Annotated in this window: 21 protein-coding genes; 12 read left to right on the top strand and 9 right to left on the bottom strand. The window is 47.9% G+C overall.

Annotated features, from left to right (window positions below):
• Window positions 1-120: 120 nt before the first annotated feature.
• Window positions 121-1,764 (top strand): mechanosensitive ion channel family protein, encoded by a 1,644-nt coding sequence (locus tag ACNI29_RS07935; protein ID WP_419781662.1) that lies wholly within the window; start codon window positions 121-123, stop codon window positions 1,762-1,764.
• Window positions 1,765-1,769: 5 nt separating this feature from the next.
• Entirely contained in the window at window positions 1,770-2,369 is a 600-nt protein-coding gene (gene cysC, locus ACNI29_RS07940; protein WP_419781663.1) for an adenylyl-sulfate kinase, read from the top strand.
• Between the two features lie 62 nt (window positions 2,370-2,431).
• Here the strand turns inward: cysC and ACNI29_RS07945 are convergent, their stop codons facing one another.
• Both ACNI29_RS07945 and ACNI29_RS07950 read right to left on the bottom strand, forming a co-directional pair.
• Complete coding sequence (locus tag ACNI29_RS07945) at window positions 2,432-3,406, bottom strand: 3-oxoacyl-ACP synthase III family protein (protein WP_419781664.1); 975 nt, start codon at window positions 3,404-3,406, stop codon at window positions 2,432-2,434.
• 219 nt (window positions 3,407-3,625) lie between these two features.
• Window positions 3,626-4,207 carry a hypothetical protein gene (locus ACNI29_RS07950; protein WP_419781665.1) on the bottom strand — a complete coding sequence of 194 codons (582 nt, stop codon included), beginning with the start codon at window positions 4,205-4,207 and terminating at the stop codon, window positions 3,626-3,628.
• 301 nt (window positions 4,208-4,508) lie between these two features.
• On the opposite strand from ACNI29_RS07950, the gene ACNI29_RS07955 reads away from it, so the two are divergent.
• From ACNI29_RS07955 to ACNI29_RS07970, 4 genes are all read left to right on the top strand, one after another.
• Window positions 4,509-5,540, top strand: coding sequence for a glycosyltransferase family 9 protein (locus tag ACNI29_RS07955; protein ID WP_419781666.1), 1,032 nt, complete (start codon window positions 4,509-4,511; stop codon window positions 5,538-5,540).
• Window positions 5,541-5,635: 95 nt separating this feature from the next.
• The gene (gene mrtJ, locus ACNI29_RS07960; protein ID WP_419781667.1) at window positions 5,636-6,088 is read left to right on the top strand and encodes a JDVT-CTERM system glutamic-type intramembrane protease MrtJ; all 453 of its coding nucleotides are present in this window, start codon (window positions 5,636-5,638) and stop codon (window positions 6,086-6,088) included.
• A 154-nt stretch (window positions 6,089-6,242) separates the two neighbouring features.
• Window positions 6,243-8,237, top strand: a complete 1,995-nt coding sequence (gene gspD, locus ACNI29_RS07965; RefSeq protein ID WP_419781668.1) for a type II secretion system secretin GspD — start codon at window positions 6,243-6,245, stop codon at window positions 8,235-8,237.
• 13 nt (window positions 8,238-8,250) lie between these two features.
• A complete protein-coding gene (locus ACNI29_RS07970; protein ID WP_419781669.1) occupies window positions 8,251-9,735 on the top strand; it encodes a GspE/PulE family protein in 1,485 nt (494 codons plus the stop codon).
• Between the two features lie 92 nt (window positions 9,736-9,827).
• Here the strand turns inward: ACNI29_RS07970 and ACNI29_RS07975 are convergent, their stop codons facing one another.
• From ACNI29_RS07975 to ACNI29_RS07985, 3 genes are all read right to left on the bottom strand, one after another.
• Window positions 9,828-10,052, bottom strand: coding sequence for a hypothetical protein (locus ACNI29_RS07975; protein WP_419781670.1), 225 nt, complete (start codon window positions 10,050-10,052; stop codon window positions 9,828-9,830).
• A gap of 124 nt (window positions 10,053-10,176) precedes the next feature.
• Window positions 10,177-10,647, bottom strand: coding sequence for a 23S rRNA (pseudouridine(1915)-N(3))-methyltransferase RlmH (locus ACNI29_RS07980; RefSeq protein WP_419781671.1), 471 nt, complete (start codon window positions 10,645-10,647; stop codon window positions 10,177-10,179).
• A gap of 2 nt (window positions 10,648-10,649) precedes the next feature.
• A complete protein-coding gene (locus tag ACNI29_RS07985; protein ID WP_419781672.1) occupies window positions 10,650-11,321 on the bottom strand; it encodes a metallophosphoesterase in 672 nt (223 codons plus the stop codon).
• Window positions 11,322-11,545: 224 nt separating this feature from the next.
• Between ACNI29_RS07985 and ACNI29_RS07990 the strand changes: the two genes are divergently transcribed.
• Both ACNI29_RS07990 and ACNI29_RS07995 read left to right on the top strand, forming a co-directional pair.
• A complete protein-coding gene (locus ACNI29_RS07990; protein ID WP_419781673.1) occupies window positions 11,546-12,121 on the top strand; it encodes a 5-formyltetrahydrofolate cyclo-ligase in 576 nt (191 codons plus the stop codon).
• Window positions 12,109-12,855, top strand: a complete 747-nt coding sequence (locus ACNI29_RS07995; RefSeq protein ID WP_419781674.1) for a purine nucleoside phosphorylase YfiH/LACC1 family protein — start codon at window positions 12,109-12,111, stop codon at window positions 12,853-12,855. The genes ACNI29_RS07990 and ACNI29_RS07995 overlap by 13 nt, the downstream gene beginning before the upstream one ends.
• Before the next feature lie 83 nt (window positions 12,856-12,938).
• Here the strand turns inward: ACNI29_RS07995 and ACNI29_RS08000 are convergent, their stop codons facing one another.
• The 3 genes from ACNI29_RS08000 to ACNI29_RS08010 form a co-directional block, all read right to left on the bottom strand.
• Window positions 12,939-13,901, bottom strand: coding sequence for a chemotaxis protein (locus ACNI29_RS08000; protein WP_419781675.1), 963 nt, complete (start codon window positions 13,899-13,901; stop codon window positions 12,939-12,941).
• Window positions 13,902-14,123: 222 nt separating this feature from the next.
• The gene (locus ACNI29_RS08005) at window positions 14,124-15,209 is read right to left on the bottom strand and encodes a glycosyltransferase (protein WP_419781676.1); all 1,086 of its coding nucleotides are present in this window, start codon (window positions 15,207-15,209) and stop codon (window positions 14,124-14,126) included.
• The gene (locus ACNI29_RS08010; protein WP_419781677.1) at window positions 15,203-16,861 is read right to left on the bottom strand and encodes a glycosyltransferase family 4 protein; all 1,659 of its coding nucleotides are present in this window, start codon (window positions 16,859-16,861) and stop codon (window positions 15,203-15,205) included. Before ACNI29_RS08010 ends, ACNI29_RS08005 begins: the two co-directional genes overlap by 7 nt.
• Window positions 16,862-17,196: 335 nt before the next feature.
• Here ACNI29_RS08010 and ACNI29_RS08015 point away from each other — a divergent pair, with 335 nt between their 5' ends.
• From ACNI29_RS08015 to ACNI29_RS08030, 4 genes are all read left to right on the top strand, one after another.
• Window positions 17,197-18,669 carry a sensor domain-containing diguanylate cyclase gene (locus ACNI29_RS08015; RefSeq protein WP_419781678.1) on the top strand — a complete coding sequence of 491 codons (1,473 nt, stop codon included), beginning with the start codon at window positions 17,197-17,199 and terminating at the stop codon, window positions 18,667-18,669.
• A gap of 200 nt (window positions 18,670-18,869) precedes the next feature.
• Window positions 18,870-19,550: a queuosine precursor transporter gene (locus ACNI29_RS08020; protein ID WP_419781679.1), complete on the top strand. Its 681-nt coding sequence runs from the start codon at window positions 18,870-18,872 to the stop codon at window positions 19,548-19,550.
• A gap of 74 nt (window positions 19,551-19,624) precedes the next feature.
• On the top strand, window positions 19,625-20,470 hold the full coding sequence (gene dapF / locus ACNI29_RS08025; RefSeq protein WP_419781680.1) for a diaminopimelate epimerase: 846 nt from the start codon (window positions 19,625-19,627) through the stop codon (window positions 20,468-20,470).
• A 374-nt stretch (window positions 20,471-20,844) separates the two neighbouring features.
• Window positions 20,845-21,330: a phage regulatory CII family protein gene (locus ACNI29_RS08030; RefSeq protein WP_419781681.1), complete on the top strand. Its 486-nt coding sequence runs from the start codon at window positions 20,845-20,847 to the stop codon at window positions 21,328-21,330.
• Window positions 21,331-21,455: 125 nt separating this feature from the next.
• Here the strand turns inward: ACNI29_RS08030 and ACNI29_RS08035 are convergent, their stop codons facing one another.
• Complete coding sequence (locus ACNI29_RS08035; protein ID WP_419781682.1) at window positions 21,456-21,671, bottom strand: hypothetical protein; 216 nt, start codon at window positions 21,669-21,671, stop codon at window positions 21,456-21,458.
• Window positions 21,672-21,806 lie beyond the last annotated feature (135 nt).

Consider the following 21,806-nt stretch of genomic DNA (forward strand, 5'->3'; position numbering starts at 1 on the left):
AATATTTGAATGATGAAAACCCGTTTCCATACCTGGAAGTGGGTTTTCTTGTTTTAAAATAATGGCAATTCTGATCTTTATCATGTTAAAGTGCGGCATAATTTGATTAAGGGGAGATTTATGAAATCCATCAGCCGCTGCTTAATATGCGTATTGATTTTTTTGGCCTCACAGGGAAGCATGGCTTTAGCCTCGAATATTTTCCCGCTTGAGCCGCCGGATACATCCAGCCCCCGGGCTACTCTTGAAAGTTTTGTTTACTATTCTGACAAGCTTTACGAAGAGGCTGTCGCTGCTGAAGACCTGTTTTTGCAGAGGGAGTTTTTGCAAAGGGCGGAACGTTGTTTTGATCTGAGTAAAGTTCCACCGACTTTAATGGATGATGTGAGTATTGAATCTGTTCTTCGGTTGCGTGAAGTCCTTGACCGTATTGAACTGCCGAAGATGGGCGATGTGCCGGATAAGAAAGAAGTTAAGACCCATAAAATCCAGCTCTGGAGAATTCCGCATACCGAGATAACCATCGGTCGCTGTCCGGATGGTCCCCGCATGGGCTCTTACCTGTTCACCCCGGAAACGGTGCGCAGACTGGAGGAGTATTACAACGAAATTTCCCACCTGCCTTACCGTGCGGATAAAGGTGAAAATTATACCGGTTTTTACGAACAGTATATTTATTCTTCCGGTTGGATGATCCCGGACGGATTTTTAAAAAAACTTCCGGACTGGATGCGTGAAGGTTATCTGGGGCAGGCTGTCTGGCAGTGGACGGCAGTTGCATTGCTTATTGTTTTTGGTGTCCTGAGTTTGTGGCTTTTCTGGCTCTGGCATCGGACTTTGAAAGGGGGAACCCGTAAATGGAACTGGCGTCTGGAAAGACTGCTTTTTCCTGCTTACGGCATGCTGGTTTGTCTTTGTATTGAATATGTTGCCGATGAACAAATTAATTTTACCGGTGATGTCCTTTCTTGTGTGACTATGGTGCTGGAGTTGTTTTTTGCTCTTTTTGCAGGTGTGGCCATTATTATCGGTGGCGATGTGATTATGCGCGGCATACTTCTTACTGCTAAAGTAAATGATGAGGCTCTTGATGCTGATGTTATCAAGCTTGGCTGCCGGCTGGTTTCTTTCGGGCTTGTATTCGTGCTTTTTTATAATGTCGGAAGCGCGTTCGGCATACCGGTCACGGCTATTTTTGCTTCGGCAGGTATTGTAGGTATGGCTATTGCGCTGGCAGCCCGGGAAACTCTTGCCAATTTTTTTGGGGGTGTGTCGATTTTCATGGACCGACCGTTTCGTGCCGGGGATTATATTGTGCTCGATAACGGGGATCGCGGTGAGGTTATGGCTGTCGGTATGCGCAGTACAAAAATTCAGACCCGTGACGATATCATGATTACCATTCCCAATTCGGTTATAACCAACGGTAAAGTCGTTAACCAGAGCAGTCCGCATCCTCATTTCAGGATACGAGTTAAGCTCGGAGTGGCTTACGGTTCTGATATAGACCGGGTGGAGGAAATTCTTATGGAATTGGCAGAAGGCAACGAGCTTGCTATTGCTCAACCGGAGCCCCGGGTCAGGTTTCGCAGATTCGGTGATTCGGCTCTTGAGTTCGAGCTGCTCTGCTGGGCTGCAAGACCTCATGACCGGGGGCGTTTAATTCATACACTCAGTCGAGATATTTATAATAAATTCAACGAGGAAGGAATAGTCATACCCTTCCCGCAGCGGGATGTGTACCTGCATAAAGTTGGGGAGTAATTTATATGGCTGTTAGTAAAAATGTGCAGAAGTTCCGTGGTGCGGTTTTCCGTGAAGACCGGGAAAGGCTGAATGGACACCGTGCAGCTGTGTTCTGGTTTACCGGGCTTTCCGGGTCGGGAAAATCCACAATTGCCCACGGCGTTGAGAAGCGATTGTTTGATCGTGCCATGAGGGCTTATGTGTTTGACGGCGATAATGTCCGGCACGGCCTGTGCGGAGATTTGAGCTTTTCTCCAGCAGCGCGCACTGAAAATATCAGACGCATTGCAGAAGTATGTAAGTTGTTCACTGATAAGGGAACTGTCTGCATGTGCGCCTTTATCTCCCCGCTTAAAGAGTATCGGGAGATGGCCCGTGAGATTATAGGCGAAGCTGATTTCTACGAAGTATTCGTTTCATGTTCCCTTGAGGTTTGCGAACAACGGGATGTGAAGGGCTATTATAAAATGGCAAGAGAAGGTAAAATTAAAAACTACACTGGAATATCAGCTCCTTATGATGCCCCGGAAGAGCCGGATCTGATTGTTGAAACTGATAGGGAGACCCTTGAGGAATCCATATCCAGAGTCGAGCAATTTATTCTGGAGAAAGTGCAACTCTAAATTGGCGTGGACCTTTGAATGCAGAAACTCCCCGGAACATGTGTTCCGGGGAGTTTTATATTTTAATATTTGAAGACGGCTCCGGACCAGCTGAGGCCGATACCGAATCCGAAGAGCATGACAGTATCTCCCCGGCTAAGCCTTCCATTTGCCTCTGCCCGTTTCATGGCAATGGGAATAGTAGAGGAGGTAGTGTTGCCGACGTCGTGTAGATCAATGAGCATTTTCTCTTCCGGTATACTCAATTTGGCGGCTAAAGATTCAAGAACCTTGTTGCTGGCCTGATGGAAGACGAACAGATCGATATTGTCCATTCCTGTTCCGGCCTGTTCGGCCAGTTTTTTGATCTCGGCAGGGATAGTTTTCACAGTGAATTGAAAGACATTGAAGCCGTCCATCTGCAGGTCCGGCTTGGCAATGGGAGCATCGTCCTCTTTTCCGGTTACAACGCTGATACCGGAATTGAGACAACGGATGGCTGCGCTGCGGCTGCCGTCAGTTCCGAACAGAAAAGATGGAGCCGAATCAGGCTTGTCGATAATTGTCGCGGCAGAGCCATCAGAAAAAATAAGGAATGAAGTCTTGTTTTCCGGGTCAATCGCTTTGGAATAGTTGTCAACGGTTACGAACAATACCCGCTTGGAAATACCGGCAGCAATGTATCCGTAGGCGATGGATAATCCGTAGCAATATCCGCTGCAGCCAAGGCTTATGTCGAAACATTTGGTAGATGATGGAAGGCCCAGTTCGTGCTGCAGGCAGGCTGAAACATGAGGTAGCAGTTGATCCGGGGTCTGGGTGCAGACAATCAGGGTGTCGGGTAGTTCATTTTCAGGGACATCGGCTAAAGCCTTTGAAGCGGCCTTATGAGCCAGCTGCAAAGTTGTTTCATCTTTCTCGCTATGGTGCAGGTAGCGAACCCCGGTTTTGGGCAGAGAGTTGCGGACATGCCAGTGGGGTTTGGTTTCATCCAATGCATGGCAGTCTATGGTATGTTCCGGGAGATGGTATTCTATATTATTGATAAAGCTGTTCATTGTTCTTGCAGTGTGTTTCTGCCTACGGCTTCTGTTGAAGGATGTTAAAATAATGGAGTGTTGGAAGAATTATAAGTCGGGGAGGGTTCTAATAGCGGTTATTCACACACGATGCAAGCATAAGCTTTTAAAATATATACCTTCCCCGGTGTATATATAATGCCCGGAATGCTGTAGTGCATCCCGGGCATAGGGGTTTGCAATGGAAATAATTGGCAGTTATCGGTTTTCGTTGATTGTTTTAATTGCTTGAGGGAGGAATATACTGAAAATGTCATGCAGTCCGGCCATGAGTTTCCCTGCATTGTCTCCGGTATTGCTGAGGTCTTTTTTCTGCTTTGATGTGTAGTTCTGGGCGAAGAGCAGCTTGTTGTTTTTGGTGACCATGCCGTCGAGACGGACTTTGTACTGCATTTCCAGTTGTCCCGGGCGGTTGATATAAACCTTGTTTGCAATTCCGGTAATTATGAACATACCGTCTGCATCATCCATGTGTTCAAAGTATTCGACGTTCATGCCCTCAGCTTTTAACTGTGTATACAGCGCCTTGCCCATCCAGGTGCCGATATCCATGGAAGGGTGGTATTTGAATTGTTTGCTTTGTCCGATCTGTTTGATGGGCTGACTTTCCGTAAATTTAACTACAGCGATTTTTTCCGGGCAGGGAGGAAGTTCCATGTCGATCGGGCTATAACTCAAGTGCAGTGTTGTTTCCTTCACTTTCTCTCCACTGAATGCGGCAGGGCAGATTGTCATAGATGACAAGATCAGGACGATTAAGCAGATGCTTAATTTTTTCATGGCGGTCTCCCGTTTTAAGGTTTGGCGGAATGATTGTCGGTATATTTATGTCTGCAAGTTAATTGATCTGTGTTCTTTTTGTCAAAGTTGTTTTTAAAAAGAGATATTGCCTGTTTGGTTCTGAATGGCGGGAGCCAGGTCTGATGCATTTGCTTGACCGGGATGGAGTGCTGGTTTATTTGCAGGCATGCTGAGTGCAGCATACCGGCTTTGCCTTGTCTGGACTTTAGCGGACGGGTATGCTTTATTGCGTCCTTTCTGACATCATAGATGTTTGTACAATACTTGTGAGCTTTTTATAGTGAAAGATATTTCATCCCTTGATCCAAAAAAGATTCTTGTCTGCCAGTTGCGCCAGATTGGTGATGTTGTTCTGGCAACTCCTTCTGTTTCGCTTTTGCATAAAAGATTTCCAAATGCAGAAATTCATATTTTAACTGAAGAAAAGTGCACACAGGTTTTTGATAATAACCCGGTAGTCAGCCATGTCTGGGCAATCAAGAAAAAAGAACTGCGTAATCCTCTGAAAGCAGTTGCCTTCTATTGGAAAGTCGGCCGGTCTGGATATGACCTGATTGTGGATTTTCAGCAATTACCCCGCTGTCGCTGGGTGGTACTGTTTAGTGATGCCCCGGTAAAACTTGCTGAAATGCCGCCGTGGTACAACCGCTGGCTGTATACCCATTGGCCGGAATCAATTCCACCGGGCTATGCAGGCATGTATAAGGCCGGAGTGCTTAAGCCTCTGGGCATCGACTGGAACTCTGAACGTCCCAGGATTTTTGTCTCGGATGAAGAGCGGGCCGAAGCTGATTCCTGCCTCGAATCCTTGGGTGTCACTGATGATGAGCAGCTGATTACCATTGATGCCTCTCACAGAAGGTATACCCGGAAGTGGCCGGAGGAATATTACGGCAAGCTGATCGGCCTGATAGCCAAGGAACGCCCTAATTTTAAATTTTTTCTGCTCTACGGTCCCGGCGAAAAGGATGTCGCCCTGAAAGTCAGGGAAGAATCCGGTGTACCCGACCAGTGTGTGCTGTTGGATAAACCCGGTTCCCTGCGCCTCATGGCTGCTCTGATTGAAAGGGCAGTGCTGCATATCGGGAACTGTTCTGCTCCGAGGCATTTTGCTGTGGCCGTTGGAACTCAGAGCATTGTTATGCCCGGTTCTTCAGGAAGCTGGGTCTTTCCTTCTCCGGAACACGAAGAAATCGTGGCCGGGATGGATTGCGAGCCGTGCGGAAAGGAGAGCTGCGAACGGGGCGATCTGGCTTGTTTGACTAAAGTTTTGCCCGAAGATGTGCTTTTAAGGGTTTTAGACAGAGTGTAAACCTGCTACAAGAAGTAGCTTCTTGAGAGTGGATTGGTCTGTAGCCCTTTCCAACTATTTAGATTTAATAACATTTGATATAGATAAAGAAACTTATGGTTTATGATTTTTTCGTAAACCGAATCTTGAAAGGGATTTGGTACCAGTTTAAATGGGGGGCAATCAGCCTTACCGATCCTATATTTTATTTGTTTTTATCATTGGGATTCGTGGGGCTTTATGTTCCTGAGCCGGATATAAAACTCACTCTTTCCACATTGTTTTTCAAGGCGATGTTTGAGGAGTTCTTTTTCAGATTTCTGCTGCAGGAGGGTATAGACAGACTCCTGAAGTACAAGTGGCGGTTGGGACCGTTGAGTCTGGCCAATGTGATTACATCGGCAACTTTTGCCAGTGTTCACCTTATTCATCAGCCTGTGCATTGGGCACTGCTGACATTTTTTCCGTCCCTTGCTTTCGGGTATATCTGGCAAAGGTACAGGAGTTGTGTTTCCTCAACACTTATCCATTTTGCATACAACGCATTTTTGTTTTATCAGTTTATGTAATCAAGCCCGGAAGTGGGAAAGCTTGACGGGCCTTTATAAGTGTAGGATGCTTGCAGGGATGCAACATTAGAACGTCTGAACTGGAAAATTATCATCAGGATTGGTGATTTTTTTGCAGAGAATATAAGATCTTGCCGGAAGTCCGGTGGAGCCTATGAAGCTGAATATGCTGAAGAAATTAAGTGTTTTTTTTGTCACTTTGGTCTTGTCCATTTCTCTTTCTGTTCCTGCTGCAATGGCCCAGCCAGAAGGTGGTGACGGTGTTCACGCCAATCTTGAGAGTATTTCCCTCGTAGAATTCATCAAGTTTGTCGGCCGTTACACTGGGCGGAATATTGTTTTTCAGAAAGAGACACTGCCGAAAACGCATGTCAGCATTTATGCCGGACAATCCCTTACTGAGCCTGAACTCATGGCTGTTTTTCAGGAAGTTCTCACCGGAGCCGGATTTAATGCCGTGACCCGTGATAACGTTACCTATGTGTTGCCTGTGCGCGATGCGAAACTCATTTCTCCAGACGTTAAAGCCTCACCCTCTCCGGGTAATGGCGAAGAGATCATCACATCTATTTTTCAGCTCGAAGGTAAGATGGACCCTGCTAAAGTTCAGGGCGTACTTGTTCAGGTTGCTTCCCGTATCGGAAAGGTTACCGCCGTGCCTATGGCCGACGCGGTTATGGTTCGCGACCTGCAGGACAATGTTAATAAGATGAAGAAGCTGCTGGCAATTCTTGAAAGAGCCGGAGATAAGCAGGATTCTGCTTTGATTGAGCTTGAGATGACCAGCTCTATGACCGTTGCAAACAAGCTGATCTCTTTTTACCAGAAATTATCAAAGAGCGGTAAAGCCGGAACACCCCCGGTCATTGAATCCCTCGACTGGGCCAACAGTATGCTGGTTTCCGGCACTTCAGAGCAGATCGAGAACATCAAAAGCTTGATTTCAAAGCTTGACCGCTCGAGTAATGAGTCTTTTTCCTCAAAGATGAAGATCTACAGGGTCCATAACATCGAAGCTACTGTTGCCGGCGAGGTGCTGAAAAGTCTTACCTCCGGCGGTGCTATTCCATCAGCAAAAGGCGCAAATAAAAATACTGCAAACCAGCAGAATAAGTCATCCGATTCCGATGATGAAAACGAAATCCAGATTTCCGCAGATGAGACTACCAACACTCTCATCGTAATGGCCAGCCCCGATCAGCTTCCTCAGATTGACAAGTTTGTGGAACAGTTGGACCAGGCTCAGGATCAGGTTTATATTGAAGCCCTGGTTCTTGAAACCTCTCTGGAAAACACCAAAAAATTCGGTGTTGAATGGCAGGGCGGTATTGAAATGGGCGGTAGTGTCGCTACTTTGGGATACACCAAGACTTCGGGAAGCAACCTTCCCGGGTACACAACCAATCCAGCGGCTATGCCTGGTGGTTACTCCATGGGGGTTCTTGGTGACACTATCTCTTATGCGGGAAAGACTTTTCCCACCATCGGTGCACTGGTCAACTTCACCAAAACCGCAACTGACTTCAACCTGATTTCCGCTCCCCAGATCATGACTCTGGATAACAATGAAGCTGAAATTTTCGTCGGTGAGAACAGACCCTACAAAAGTGGTGAAAGTACCACTTCCGGTAGCGGTGTTGTTTCCACCTACTCCTACAAAGATGTTGGTATCAAACTTAAGATTACTCCGCGCATCAACCGTGAAGACGGACTGATCAAGCTGGACGTCTACCAGACCTATAATACAATTTCAGAGTCTACTACTGCGGATGACCTGCCGATTACCAACGACCGCATTACCGACACTACGGTTCTGCTGGCCGACGGTTCGACCATGGTTATCGGTGGGTTGATTAAGTCCGATCAGAGCCGCTCAGATTCAGGTATTCCGTATTTGTCCGATCTGCCTCTGCTGGGGTGGCTTTTTAAAACCACATCCAACAGCAACAACAAGCAGACCTTGATGGTTTTTCTTTCTGCCCGCATCATCCAGACTACCGAGCAGCTTGAAGCCATCAGTAAAGCCAAGATGGATAAATACCGTCAGCAGCGTAAGCGTTTTGAAAGCTTTATCGATAAAGAATTCAATACTTACAAAAATGACTCAGAAGAATCAGGCGAAGTTAGTTCTTCCTCGTCTGATAGCTAGCAGGGCGTAAAAATTGAGTACCTCCTATGATTTGAATCTGGTTCCGCGGGAAGTGGTTGATCTGTTTTTGACCTTTCCCCAGCGCAGTGAATTCATCCCTGTTGAAGTTCGCGATACAGAGATTAAATTCCTTTTGCAGAACGAAACGTCCCTGCCTATGGCTGATTTTCTGGCCTGGAAAATGGGCAAGAATGTGGTGTCTGAGATTGTGGCGGAAGAAGAGTTCTTTCCGCTGCTTGAACAGGCGCTTACCGTCTGGGAAGAGGAAAGCGCTATTGAATCTGATTCTGATGAAGCTGAAGGAGAGGACGGGCAGGATCTGCTCGGTTGGTCACATGATGATGCGCCTATCGTCAGGCTGGTCAACAAAACACTGCATCAGGCAATTGCTACCGGAGCCAGTGATATTCATTTTGAGGGACAAGGCACAGGCTTTGTAGTCCGTTACCGGCAGGATGGTGTGCTCAAGGCCGTCAAACGTTTGGATAAAGGCCTTCAGCCTACAGTTATCGCCCGTCTTAAGGTCATGGGTGAGATGGACGTTGCCGAGAGCCGCAAGCCGCAGGATGGACGTATTTTTCTCAAACTCGGACAGAAGGAAGTCGACGTCCGTGTTTCCACTATTCCTACAATGAGCGGAGAAAAGGCTGTTTTGCGTATTCTCGACCGCTCCAAGAACATTCTTAACCTTGAAGACCTCGGCCTCAAAGGTCCTGATCTTGAGCTGTTCAGGAAGGTCCTTGCACAGCCGCATGGTATTGTACTTGTTACCGGTCCGACCGGTTCCGGTAAAACAACAAGTCTCTATGCCGGACTCAGCGAATTGCCCCGTGATGACAAGAACATCGTAACTGTTGAAGATCCGGTGGAATATCAGCTTTCCGGGATCAATCAGGTGCAGGTCAACAAGGCTGCTGGCATGACTTTCGCGGAAACCATCCGTTCTTTCATGCGTCAGGACCCCGATATTATCCTCGTCGGTGAGATTCGAGATCAGGAAACCGCAAGTACTGCTGTTCAGGCATCCCTGACCGGTCACCTTGTGCTCTCCACCCTGCACACCAACGATGCGGCTACAGCGGTAACCAGAATGCTCGATATGGGCATTGAACCGTTCCTGTTGGCCTCTTCCATCTCTTTAGTGCTTGGACAGCGTCTGGTGCGTGTTAACTGCAAACACTGCTCCAAGACAGTGGAAGTGTCTCAGAACACCCACAAGCTCTTTGATGATGCGGAAGGATTACCTACCACACAGACTGCCGGGCCCGGTTGTGAGCATTGCAATTTTACCGGATTCAGCGGACGCCGCGGGGTATACGAGCTGATCCCGGTTACCGAAGAAATGCGTGGCCTGATTATGGACACTGCGTCTTCTGACCGTATTAAAGCTTACGCTACCGATGTAATGGGCCGTGAGACCATGGTGGATCATGGTATCCGTCTGGTGAGAGAAGGTGTGACTACCCTCGAAGAGGTGGTCAGGGTCACCAAGCTTTAGATTTTATTTTCCGTGCGAAAAATAGGGCCTTCGGAGATTCTCCGAGGGCCCTTTTCTTTTAATACTTATTGCGTTCTTTAGAGATAATTTTATTACTCTTCTTTTTCCTGACCCATGCCTGAAAGTTGTTCCAGCAGGCCGCCTTTGAAGATCAGTTTGGTGGCGTGCTCGTCGGCTATCTCAGCTACATCCATGAGTTTTTCTAGGAATTCGAGGATTTCAAATCTTTTCTCTTCAGTTCCGTTGTCGAATTCGAATTTCATGTCACCGGAAGTCATGTATTTTTCCAGCCTTTCAAGGTAATCCATTTTAAGCATAAATATCTCCAAGGCGAGGATTTCCGCCAAATTTATAAACACCGGCGGCGAAGCCGAAACAAAAGTTTTTGGGATTCTTAAACCCTTTTTCAAAAGGGTTTAAGCCGCCGGAGGCCAAGTATTATTAAACGTGATGATAAGGCGAGCCGCGAAGTATTGAAGCTGCGCGGTAGAGCTGTTCAAGCAGCATGGTCCGGGCCAGTTCATGAGGCAGGGTCATTTTGCTTAGTGAAAGCTTGATCCGGGCGGCATTTTTCACTTCGTCCGCTAATCCGAAAGGCCCCCCGATGACAAAAGTAGGAGTCAGGTTCGGGTCTTCGGTCCAGCGTTGCAGGTGCGTGGAAAGCTCAACCGAAGTCATTTCCTTACCCTTCTCATCAAGGCAGATAAGCATGTCAGAGGGCTTTATTTTGCCCATGATGGCCTTGCCTTCATGTTTTACTTTGTCTTGCGGCGGAAACTTGCCAGGAGCATCCTTAAGGATGGTTTCTTCCAGCTTGTGGAATCGTCCCAGCTTCTTGGTATAATGGGCGCAGGCGTCGCGGAAGAAGGGTTCCTTTACCTTGCCGACCCAGACAAATCTAAGTTTACTCATGATTAAATCTGCTTAAGGGTTGCGTCCAGCTTGCCGTCAGTGACGGAAACGAGCACGTAGCCGCCGCCTGAAGCCATGCCGGGATTGAAAATCCGGGACTTGCCGATGACATCTTCTCCGCTGGATTCGTGAATATGACCGCATATGACAATTTCCGGCTGGTGCTTCTCAATAAAATCACGCACAGCTTTACTGCCGACATGCATGCCGTTGCCGATGACATCCAGCTTGGTGTTGAACGGAGAGTCGTGAACGACCAGCAGCAGTTGTGCGTAGTCCCCGAGTCCGGCGTGGGTTTCTTCGAGATATCGGCCCATTTCTTCCTCGGTAATTTCACCGGGAGTTCCGAAGGGAGTTGGAATGGAACAGCCAACGCCCATGATTTTGATTCCTGCATCCAGTTCACGGTATTCACAATGCAGGTTGGCTCCTTTTGATTTCAGGAACTCTGTAACATTGTCCCGGTCCATGTTGCCCTGCTGGGCAAGGATACTGCTGTTCTTGCGGTAAATAGCGTTCCAGACTTTTTCAACCGCCCCTGCCGGGGAATGGTTTGTCAGATCACCAGTGACTATTACACCGGAAACCTCTTCAATCTCCGGGATGAGATCCACAAATCTCAGGCTCTGGTGAATATCACCGAAAGCGATCCATTTTTTTTGGGGTTCAGCCATGCTGCCTCCGCTTATATATCGCTGGATTGTTGGTAGTATCAGTCCTTGTTTCCAGAAGGATACTGGATAGCATCATTGGCCCCAAAAACCAATGGTTGCAATGGGGCGGGCTTTTTGGGGATAGATAAATTTTCATTATTGTCGCACTTGGTGATTGCTTTTTGTTACCGGGTTGTGCTTAATTTTTCCATCTCATGATTACAACCGGGATACAGGTGACTGAGATGGATAAAGAAATAATTAGACGGCAGCTTCTGGAAAAACGTTCAACCATGCGCGGACCGGATGTGGATTCCATGAGTCACAGCATAGTTGAATCGGTGATGTCTCTTGAAGAATGGACTAAAGCCGGGGAAGTTCTGCTCTATTGGCCCATCAGGAACGAAGTGGATGTTCGCCCGCTGCTTGAGGATGCCTGGAATTGCGGCAAGAAACTTTTCATGCCCTGCTGTCGCAAAAATGAACCGGGACAGATGGATTTTGGCGTGGTTCGCGCTGAAGCGGATCTGATGTCCGGTTCGTTCGGCATCAAGGAACCATGCCGAACCCGTTGCGAGTTTCCAGGTGCGGTTTCCCCTGACCTGATTATTGTCCCCGGGGTGGGATTTGATCGCAACGGTTTCCGTATCGGGTTCGGGGGCGGCTATTATGATCGTTTTCTGGCCCGTCCACAAAAGGAAGGCTTTCTGTCCGTGGGGGTCTGCTACAGCTTTCAGCTGGTGGATGGTTTCCCCATAGAACCGTGGGATAAAAATGTGCAGCTGGTCTGCACAGATAAGGAATTGATATGGCAAAAATAAGTTATATACCTTTTGTTTTTCCGGGACTGGAGAAAGTTTCGGTGGCCTTCAGCACCAGAAGCGGCGGCTGCTGTAAATCCCCGTATGACGGGGGCAATATTTCCTATGATGTGGGTGATGATCCATTTGATGTTCGGGCAAACCGCACTGAGTTTGCCGCATCGTTGGGAATTACCCACTGGCATGAGTGTATTCAGGTCCATGGCGATGTTATGCATTATGATCTGGAGGAAGGTTCCCCTGCGGATAAGCCTGTTCTTGAAGGGGACGGAATTGCCACAAAAACGGCAGGCCATGCCATGGTGATCAAAACCGCAGATTGCCAGCCGATCATGATCGCCCATAAAAACGGTGATTTTGTGGCCGGACTGCACAATGGCTGGCGCGGAAACTCCATTAATTTCCCGGGCAAGGGAGTGGCGGATATCTGCGAGCGTTACAGCTGTGATCCAAAGGATTTACTGGCTGTACGCGGCCCAAGTCTTAGTCCTTCAGTTGCCCAGTTCGTGAATTTTGAATCCGATTTCGAGCCGGGATTTGAAGCATATTATGATAAGGAGACCAGCACCGTTGATCTTTGGAAATTGACCATAGACCAGCTGCATGAAGCTGGATTGTCACGGCGAAATATCTACTCTGTTGACCTGTGTACCTATTCCATGACGGATAGTTTTTTTTCCTATCGCAGGGACAAGCAGACAGGGCGTCAGTGCTCAATCATCTGGATTAAGTAGCTTTTCAAGCTGCCTGAAAAGTGGAAAAGCCCCGCAAGGTGTCCTTGCGGGGCTTTTGAATATTTCGAGGTTGGTGAAAACTATTAGTTTCCTGCTCTCTCGATGAGCTTGAAGACCCTTTCTGCCAGCTGGTTGATTTCAGCTTTGGAAATCTGGTCATCTGCACCGACAGATTCACCTTTGTGGTAAAGGGTGTCGGTGATGATGGATGAGCAGAGCAGCACCGGCAGGTGACGCAGTTCCGGGTCATCCTTGATGCGTTTGGTCAGGTTGTGACCGTCCATGACTGGCATTTCAATATCAGTGACTACGATGTCGAGAAAATCGTTAATGGCCTTGCCTTCTGCTTCAGCTCTTGCCCTCCATTCCATAACCTTATCCCACGCGGCTTTACCGTTGTGGGTTCTGGTTACACGAAAACCTGCATCTTCCAGCATCTGGCCGATCATACGGCGGATCATGGTGGAGTCATCGGCAATCAGTGCTTTGAGCTGACGTTTTTCGATCTTGTCGACGAGGGATGCTTCCGGCACGTCTGTCAGGTCCATGTCCGGGTTGAGGTCAGCGACTATTTTTTCAAGGTCAAGCAGGAAAACGATGCGCCCTTCGAGTTTGACCACTCCGGTAATGGAGTTCGCTGTCAGCGAAGAAACCTGTTTGCTCGGAGCTTCAACCTGTTCCCAGCTGATGCGGTGGATTCGGGTTACTCCGGAGACGAGAAAAGCAGTGGAAATTTTATTGAATTCGGTGACGATGACCTTGGGAGCTTCGTCTTCGATTCTATTTTTACCGACTCTGCGGCTAAGATCGATCAGGGGAATAATTTCCGACCTGAGATCAAAAGCACCCAGAACAGCATCGTTTGCCGCATCGGGCATGTCGGTCAACTCAGGCAGGCGGATAATTTCAACGACCTTGGCAACGTTGATTCCGTAATAGCTGCGGCGAGTGGAACCTTCATGTACATTGTCGACTTCGTCAATGTAAAATTCAACTATTTCAAGTTCATTAGTGCCTGATTCAAGTAGAATATTAGTTTGGGACATTGTCATCCTCCCCTGAAAAAAAGAATGTATCGAGCAAGCAACATTTAATGGAACAGCATCAGCTCATTATAATGTTAGCCTGAAATGCTTGTTAATGAAAGATTTTTCTTATCTTCATATTCTGATTAATAAAGTCATTTCCAGTTTAAACACGGAAAAAAGTCAACCCGGATCACGTGATAATTTAGGAAATATATAAAATAATAACACGTTAACACCGAATTACACAAGATTGTAATATAATTTGGTGTAATCTCCGAGAACTCTTTCACTGGAATAGCGTTTTTTACCAGTATGAAATCCCCTGCTGCCCATCTTCCGGGAGAGACTGGGATTTTTTAAGAGCATGGATATCTTTTCGGTAAATATTTGTTTTTCATAAGGGGGAATCAGGATTCCGTTTTCCCCGTCCGAAATCTGTTCAACTATTCCGCCGACAGCGTAACTTACTGCCGGAAGGCTTTGGGCCATGGCTTCAAGGATAATCAGCGGGTGGTTATCCCCGAGGGTTGGATAAGCCAGAACGTCTGCAGCGGCCAGGAATTTATCCAGCATGGCGCTTTGGACATAGGGAATAGAGATGAAATCGCCATCCCTGCTATTACTTTTGCCGCCAATAGCGAAGCACAGAGCTTCAGGGACGGCTTGCTTGATCTCCAGCCAGTATCTTTTCCATTCAGGTCCGGATTTATAGGCCGCTTCCGTTCCGCCATGGGCAACAAAGAGCAAAACTCTTGAAGCTGGATGGATTCCGAGTCGCTGCCGGGCTTCTTTCTGATCTGCTGGTTTCTCCGGCCATGCTGTGCCGTTGGGTATGATTTTAGGCTTCAGCGCGGGATCTGCTTTGCGGGCCAGTCTGCCCAGCCAGCCGGAAGGTGAGACCAGTACGGCCTCCGATTCGATTAACGCCGCAATCTTTTCTTGGCGGGAGCGTTTACTGTCCGGGAAGTTTCGCGGGCAATTACTGCATGCTGAGCTGAATTGTGCACAGTCCATTGGGGAGGCGCATCCTCCGGTTATCAACTGGGTATCATGCAGGGTTATGACAATTCTTGTATTAGTAGGGAGTGCGCGCAAAAAGCGGACTGGATCGGCGGAAGAGTGCAGGTGCACAATGCTGCCCTCAGGGATGGATTGTGCGGCCTCTTCCGGCGCAATCAGCCGGTCTCCCGGTTTTTCCGATGCCTCGAAGGAATGGATGGACTCATGCCCGGCGTTGAGCAACCCGGCATGAAGCATGGTTGCGACCTTGGTCGCACCGCCGCTTTTGGCAAGGGCGCTATGGTGGACTACGGTCCGGGTCAGCATACTTTTTCCAGAATGTCGTGTTTCAGTGACCAGAGGATATGGAACTGGGCATCACGTTCACCCATTTCCCCGGCCATGGAGATTATTTTTTCTGTCAATTGGGCTGTGCTGATCGGTTTTCGGGCGAGGAATGCCATTTTGCGGATAATCTCCTGATTCAGGACTCGGTCTATACCTCTATAAATAAGCGGAAATTCTTTTCCATGGTAGATGGCCTGACCGGTAGTTCCGGTAACCAGCTTGGTTTCAGGGCTTAATGTCCGGGTTGGATAATGTGAAAATGTTTCTCCCAACCGTACCTGTGCGGGATGGAGCCTGTCGCGTAGTTCGTTGATGTTTACCGGGATGGTATTCAACTCTTCCCAGAGGGCTACGTGGCTTTCAACAACCTTGGACCAGCTGAAATTTTTTCGCACCCTTTCTGCTCCAGCCAGTCCCATGTCTAATCGTAGTTGCTTGTCATTAATGAGTTTTTCCAGAGCTGCTGCCAGCTTGGGTGTTTCCAGCGCTGTCTGCTGGGCCATGAGTAGATGGTAGTGGTTGTCGAAGCAAAGCGGAGCTATGATGTCCAGATCCGGGGTGGCTTCAGGTCCAATGGTCTCTATGAGGATTCCGGTTTCATTATTAACAACCAGATCTTTGTACCCGTCATAGTCGGATGCGATTACCGGCAGTCCGGCCGCGCCTGCTTCCAGTACAGTAATTCCGAATGTTTCCTGCGGGTTGTCGGAGATGGAAACAAAAATATCAGCCGCGCGGAAAAGGTCTATTTTGCGCTTATCCGAGGGGCGTCCGATGATCGAAAGGTCGAGTCCCATATTGCGGCAGAGCTGAGTAAGTGTATCAGGGAAATCGTCCTCTTCGTCCAGCCATCCGGCAAGAAGCAGCCGGATGCTGTTCCGGTCCAATCCGTTGGCGAAAAGACGTTGCAGGGCGCGCAGCAGAGGTAGGACATCCATCTTAGAATAGTGTGCAATGCGTCCGAAGACGAGGATATTGATCCTGGCGTCGTCACTGTCAATTCCGATGTTGCGTTTGGCCTGTGCTTTTTGGGCTTCATCCGCCGGATTTAGCTCTCCGGGAGTGACCCCGAGCGGAATTCTTCGTACTTGTGGCGCAGGGTGGGTTTCCTCGCTCAGGCAGAATCCTTCCCGTAGGTGTTTGAAATAATTTTCAACAACAAGTTTACCTGCTCTGGAAGTGGTGACGATACAGTCCCTGGCGGTTGTTCCCGACCAGAGGTGGTTGAGGAAAAATGAGCCGTAATTGCTGTAGCTCAAAGAGTGGGTTGTTCCGGTAATGGGAAAAATATTGTGGGCGTATGCGTTGCGCAACCGGCCCAGATGGGGCGGATAATTTATGCAGTCCGACTGGTGGAAGCAGAAATATTCACGCTGGGCAAGTTCTGCCGGAAGATCCCGGCGATCCATTATTCTGACCCGGTTATGCTCGATAAGGGCGGGGTAGGTCTTGCAGAAAAAGGAATGCAGTCCTTTTCTGACGCCTTCTCCGGAAAGAAAAAAGTGATATTCATCAAAGGGATCAAGACTCAGCAGTCCGTTAAGAAATCCCTCGTTGGCCACCTTCCTGCCCAGAATAGGCCCGCTTTCATGGAATGGGTCCAGAGTTCCCCATATTCTTTGAGTTTTCATACGTTATTTCAAGCCACATTTGGCATGTTCTTGTCAAAGGATTTATTTTCCCCTTCTGGAGGTTATTGCATGTCAAATTCCCGGCAGAGTTTTCCTTTTATTTGCATTAAGCGTATTCTTATGCAGCAGTTTACATACGCTTTGAAATTTATAATACGCACTTGATTAACTGCTTAATGTCTTGTTTTAAATGCTTTTGTGCCGGACTCAGGAAAGAGTCTCTGAATGTCTGACCGCAATACCGGACGTCCTTGTTTTTATATGGTCCCTTTTTTGCAAAAACTTGGGTGGAAAACTGTTTCTGACAGCTTAAACAGGCAACCAAGGAGACCAAAATGAAAAGAGGAGACAGACCCGAACTGCTTTGGGGGTTCGGTCTTAATACAGCAGAAGCCGGAAAGATTGAGGATTCCCTCGGTCCCGGATTCTTTTTGAGAAATTTTTCTGAACGTTCCCTGCCCGGCGAAAAAGAGCTGAGCAACAAGGAAAAGCCTTCCGCAACCTGGATTCCGCAGAGAGTCTGGGAGGAACTGCCGGAGGAGCGTCGTTCCGCATATCGCAATCTTGAATCCACCCAGCGCATCCTTATTCAAGACGATACACAGAATACTGATCTTGAGCGTGTCCTTGAAGATGGATTTCTTGCTGTGGTCAGCTCTCCGCTTACCAGTTCCAAGGTGCAGGATGCTCTTTTCAGGGCCAAGGAAATTTCCGGGCTTTACGGTGATCTTTACCGTATGACCGAGGAAATAATCCTTGAGCGTGAATTGCTCTCCCGCAAGACAGAACAATTACAGTTCCTGAACACTGTTCTTTCTAATGCCACAGAACGTCTCGAAGTTGCTGACATCCTCGGTCAGGCAGCCGAAGACCTTAAGATGCTGCTTCCGGTTTATTCCGTGCAGGGGGCCTTCTGGAATGTTCTCGCTACCGGAAAGCATATTGACGCCGATATTTTTATCAATCCCGGACAGGTTGAAAGTGTCCAGAAAGAATGGGTTGAGTTGATGATCGAAAATGTGGTTGCACTCAGCGGCATGGATGTGTCCAGCTACAACATGGCTGAAACAATTCCCGCAGTGTCCACCAATATGGTTTACAGCCCGGAATCAGGGAGGATTCTGGCTCTGCCGCTGGTGGCCCGTGGTGAGAAGTTCGGTTGTCTGGTCATGCTTTGCGAACGCAATGTCCGATTGGCAAAGGATCAGGTTTCTACACTCAATGCAGCAGTGAACCACCTTTCCCTCGCTTTGAGTAACGCGATAATGTTCGAGAAGATTAAGACCCGTGCAAACCGTGACGGTCTGACCAGAGTCTACAACCGCCGCAGCTTTGACGAAAGGCTGGTCGAAGAGTTCAAGCGCCATCAGCGTTTGAATACCGAACTCGCCCTGCTCATGATCGATCTTGATCATTTCAAGGCCGTCAATGATACCTACGGGCATATGGCCGGGGATATGGTACTGGAAAAAGTGGCCCGCATGTTTGAAAAGACTTTTCGGTCCACAGATTTTATCGCCCGTTACGGCGGCGAAGAGTTTGCTATCCTGCTGCCGCATACCACTGAAGATCAGGCCCGTATGCTCGCTGAACGGCTTCGGGAGAAGATTGCGGGCAGTACCATGACCTATCAGGATGCAAGTTTTACTATCACCGCCAGCATCGGTGTCTCTTCCGTGCGTCCCGGAAGCCTTGAAAAGGATACCGAGATTGTGCGCAAGGCCGATGAAGCACTCTACGATGCCAAGATGCAGGGTCGTAACCGTGTGGTTGTTTCTCCAATGAGACCCAAGCTGCGGATTATGTAAATTAAAGAAGGTTTCCTTCAGCCTATAGCTGTCAGGCTGGATTAAAGCGGTCCCGATTGTCGGGGCCGCTTTTTTGTATGGATTTTCAGTATAAATTACGCTAGGAGCAAACCCCGGAGCCGTGAAGGCCCGTATTTATTATGTTGCGGCGTTTACGATAGTAGTGTTTACTTACGGAACGCGCATACAGGAGATATGTGATGAACGAATTATTATGGCTCGGCTTTGCGGTTATGGACCTAAGTCTTGTGCTTGTTATTTATAGATTTTTTGGAAAAATAGGCCTTTTCGGCCTGATTGTGTTCAACCTGATTCTGTGTAACATTCAGGTCCTGAAGACAATCGAATTGTTCGGGATGACCACCACCCTCGGCAACATTCTTTACGCCAGTGTATTTCTTTCAACTGATATGCTCAGCGAGTTTTATGGTAAGAAAGAAGCAAAGAAAGCCGTCTATCTGGGCTTTGTGGTTTTACTGATGGCTGTTGTTTATATGCAGCTGGCTCTTAAGTTCGTCCCGGCTGCTGATGATTTTGCGCAGCCCCACCTTGAGGCTATTTTCGGTTTTCTACCCCGTATTGCATTGGGCAGCATGGCCGCGTATGTTGTCTCTCAGCTAAATGATGTATATATTTTTCACCTGCTTAAAGATAAGATGGGTGAGCGCCACCTCTGGCTGCGCAACAATGCGTCAACCCTGCTCAGCCAGTTTCTTGATTCTTCCGTGTTCTGCCTTGTTGCCTTGTGGGGTCTTTTCCCCTTTGAGGTCTGGGTAGAAATTCTTTTTACCACTTACCTGTTTAAGGTTATAGTGGCGGTTATGGATACACCTTTTCTGTATCTGGCACGCCGTCTGCGCTCCCGCGTTGTTGAATCCTGATGATGTCAAAATTGACCCGGTGCCGGCGGAATGAATTATTAAACTTTAGATCATTATACTAATGAGGCTGCCAAATGAGTAAAATGTTCGGAAAATCTGTTCCTTTTTATAAAATGCAGGGCTGCGGCAATGATTTCGTAATTATCGATAACCGTGAGCTTGGTGTTCCGGTTGAAAAAATGGAGCTTTGGGCAAAGAAGCTTTGTCAGCGTGCTTTCGGTGTCTACGCTGACGGACTTTTCTTTATTGAAAATGCGCCTGAAGGTTCCGGCCTTGATTTCGTCTGGCAGTTTTATAATTCCGATGGCTCCAGAGCCGAGATGTGCGGCAACGCTTCCCGCTGTGCCGGGCGTCTGGCCCATGCGATGGGCATTGCCGGTGAAGAACACACCTTCGGTTCCGATGCCGGACCGATTAAAGTTCAGGTCTTCCCGATGCTGGAAGAGGTCAAAGTTCAGTTGACTCCGCCTGAAGGTCTGGTCGTAAAGCAGACTCTGGAAATTGACGGTGAAGAATATGAGTATCATTTCGCCAACACAGGCGTTCCCCACGTAGTAGTGCAGGTGGCCGATGTTGAAGAAGTGGATATCAAGAAGCTCGGTGCTGCTTTTCGGTACCATGAAGCTTTTGCCCCCGCAGGGACAAACGTCAACTTCGTGCAGATTTCCGATAACGACAGCCTGATTGTGCGCACCTATGAAAGAGGTGTAGAAGACGAAACCTATGCCTGCGGAACCGGTGTCAGTGCAGTACAGCTGACTCTTCATGAGCAGGGACTGACCGATGCTGCGGTCAGCATCCGCACAACCGGCGGTGAAATTCTGAAAGTTATCATTGAAGACGGTAACGTCTTTTTGCAGGGGGGGGCGGAACTCACCTTTAGCGGTGAAGTTTTCGTTGATTCTCTGGGACTCGATTAGAATAATTCTTTTTTCATTTGGAAAGGGCGTCTCTTTTTTTGCGGCGCTCTTTTTTGGTTTTTGGGTAATAGCCTACCATTTTCGTGTAAATTGAAATATTGGCTGAAACAGCCCTTGCAAGGGAGAAGTATTCCTTGTATAGCCTTCTTTCCGCAGCAGCAATGATTAGTAGGATAATTAATATTACTGTTTTTTAGTAAAAAGTCCTGCTTTGTGCGATTGCGAGCCTTTCGTCAGAAGGCTCTTTTAAACTAAGTGTCTGTAAACAAAAGATTATATGTGTGTCTGTTATTACATAATAAACTGGCATGAAATTAGCTTGTTATTAAGATTAATTATAATCAAAAAATAATGAACCAAGGGAGAGATAAAAAATGGCAAATAATGAACTGACCAAACTGTTGCAGGATGTTGTACTCAAAAACGACAAGCCCGCGCGTGATGTGGCAACCGAAATCAACAAACCCTACCCCACCCTTCTTCGCGAAATCAACCCCGAAGACAAAGGCGCTAAAGTTGGTGTAGAAGAACTGATTCCCATCATGAAAGCAACCGGCAGCATCCGTCCCCTGACCAGACTTGCCAATATCATGGGCTATGTTCTGGTTCCCATGGACATCAATCCTGAAGATCCTGATGAAGCCAACTACATGGCTCTTGATCTCATGGACGGTTTCGGCAGATACTCCAAAGCTCTCAAGAGCGCACTGCAGTCCGATCCTTCTGATGAACTGGTTGATTCCGTAGAGCAGGAAGGCTTCGAAGCAATCACCGCAATCCTGACCATGGTTCACTACCTGCGTAAGAGAGCGGAAGAAGAAAAAGCTAAGAATGCACCCCGCCTCGCACAGGTCAGCTAGCAGACGCCCAATAAGGCAGCATCTCAAAAAAATCCCCGGCAGTTTAAAACTGCCGGGGATTTTTTTGTTCAGCCTCAGTTCGTTTTCGGTGTTAAAGCCGGACGTACTGGTCTCTGAAAAATGTATCAGCAGTCGTGGACGTCTTTATTAATGTAGAAGCAGAGGTCGAAAAGATTGTTGACCATCTGGTCCACAAGGTGGTCCTGTTCCGGGCAGGCTTCCTGTGTGTTAACTGTCTTGTTGATTATTTTTGCAAATAATACCGAGACAAGCTCGTCATCTTTGTTGGTCCAGTACTTTGTTGCTGACGCTGCTTTATTATCAAATCCGTGATAATACATACACTCCTCCGTGAGTGGGCATCGGCTGGGCATAAATTTGTCCGCCTGTTCATACTTTTGCTATCGGCAGTCCGGGCCAATCTCTTTACACAAAAACTCATATATTTTTGGAAATGCTCCAAAATTCCTACGGTC

The organism is Maridesulfovibrio spiralis (SeqCode) (assembly GCF_048571135.1).
Lineage (GTDB): Bacteria > Desulfobacterota > Desulfovibrionia > Desulfovibrionales > Desulfovibrionaceae > Maridesulfovibrio > Maridesulfovibrio spiralis.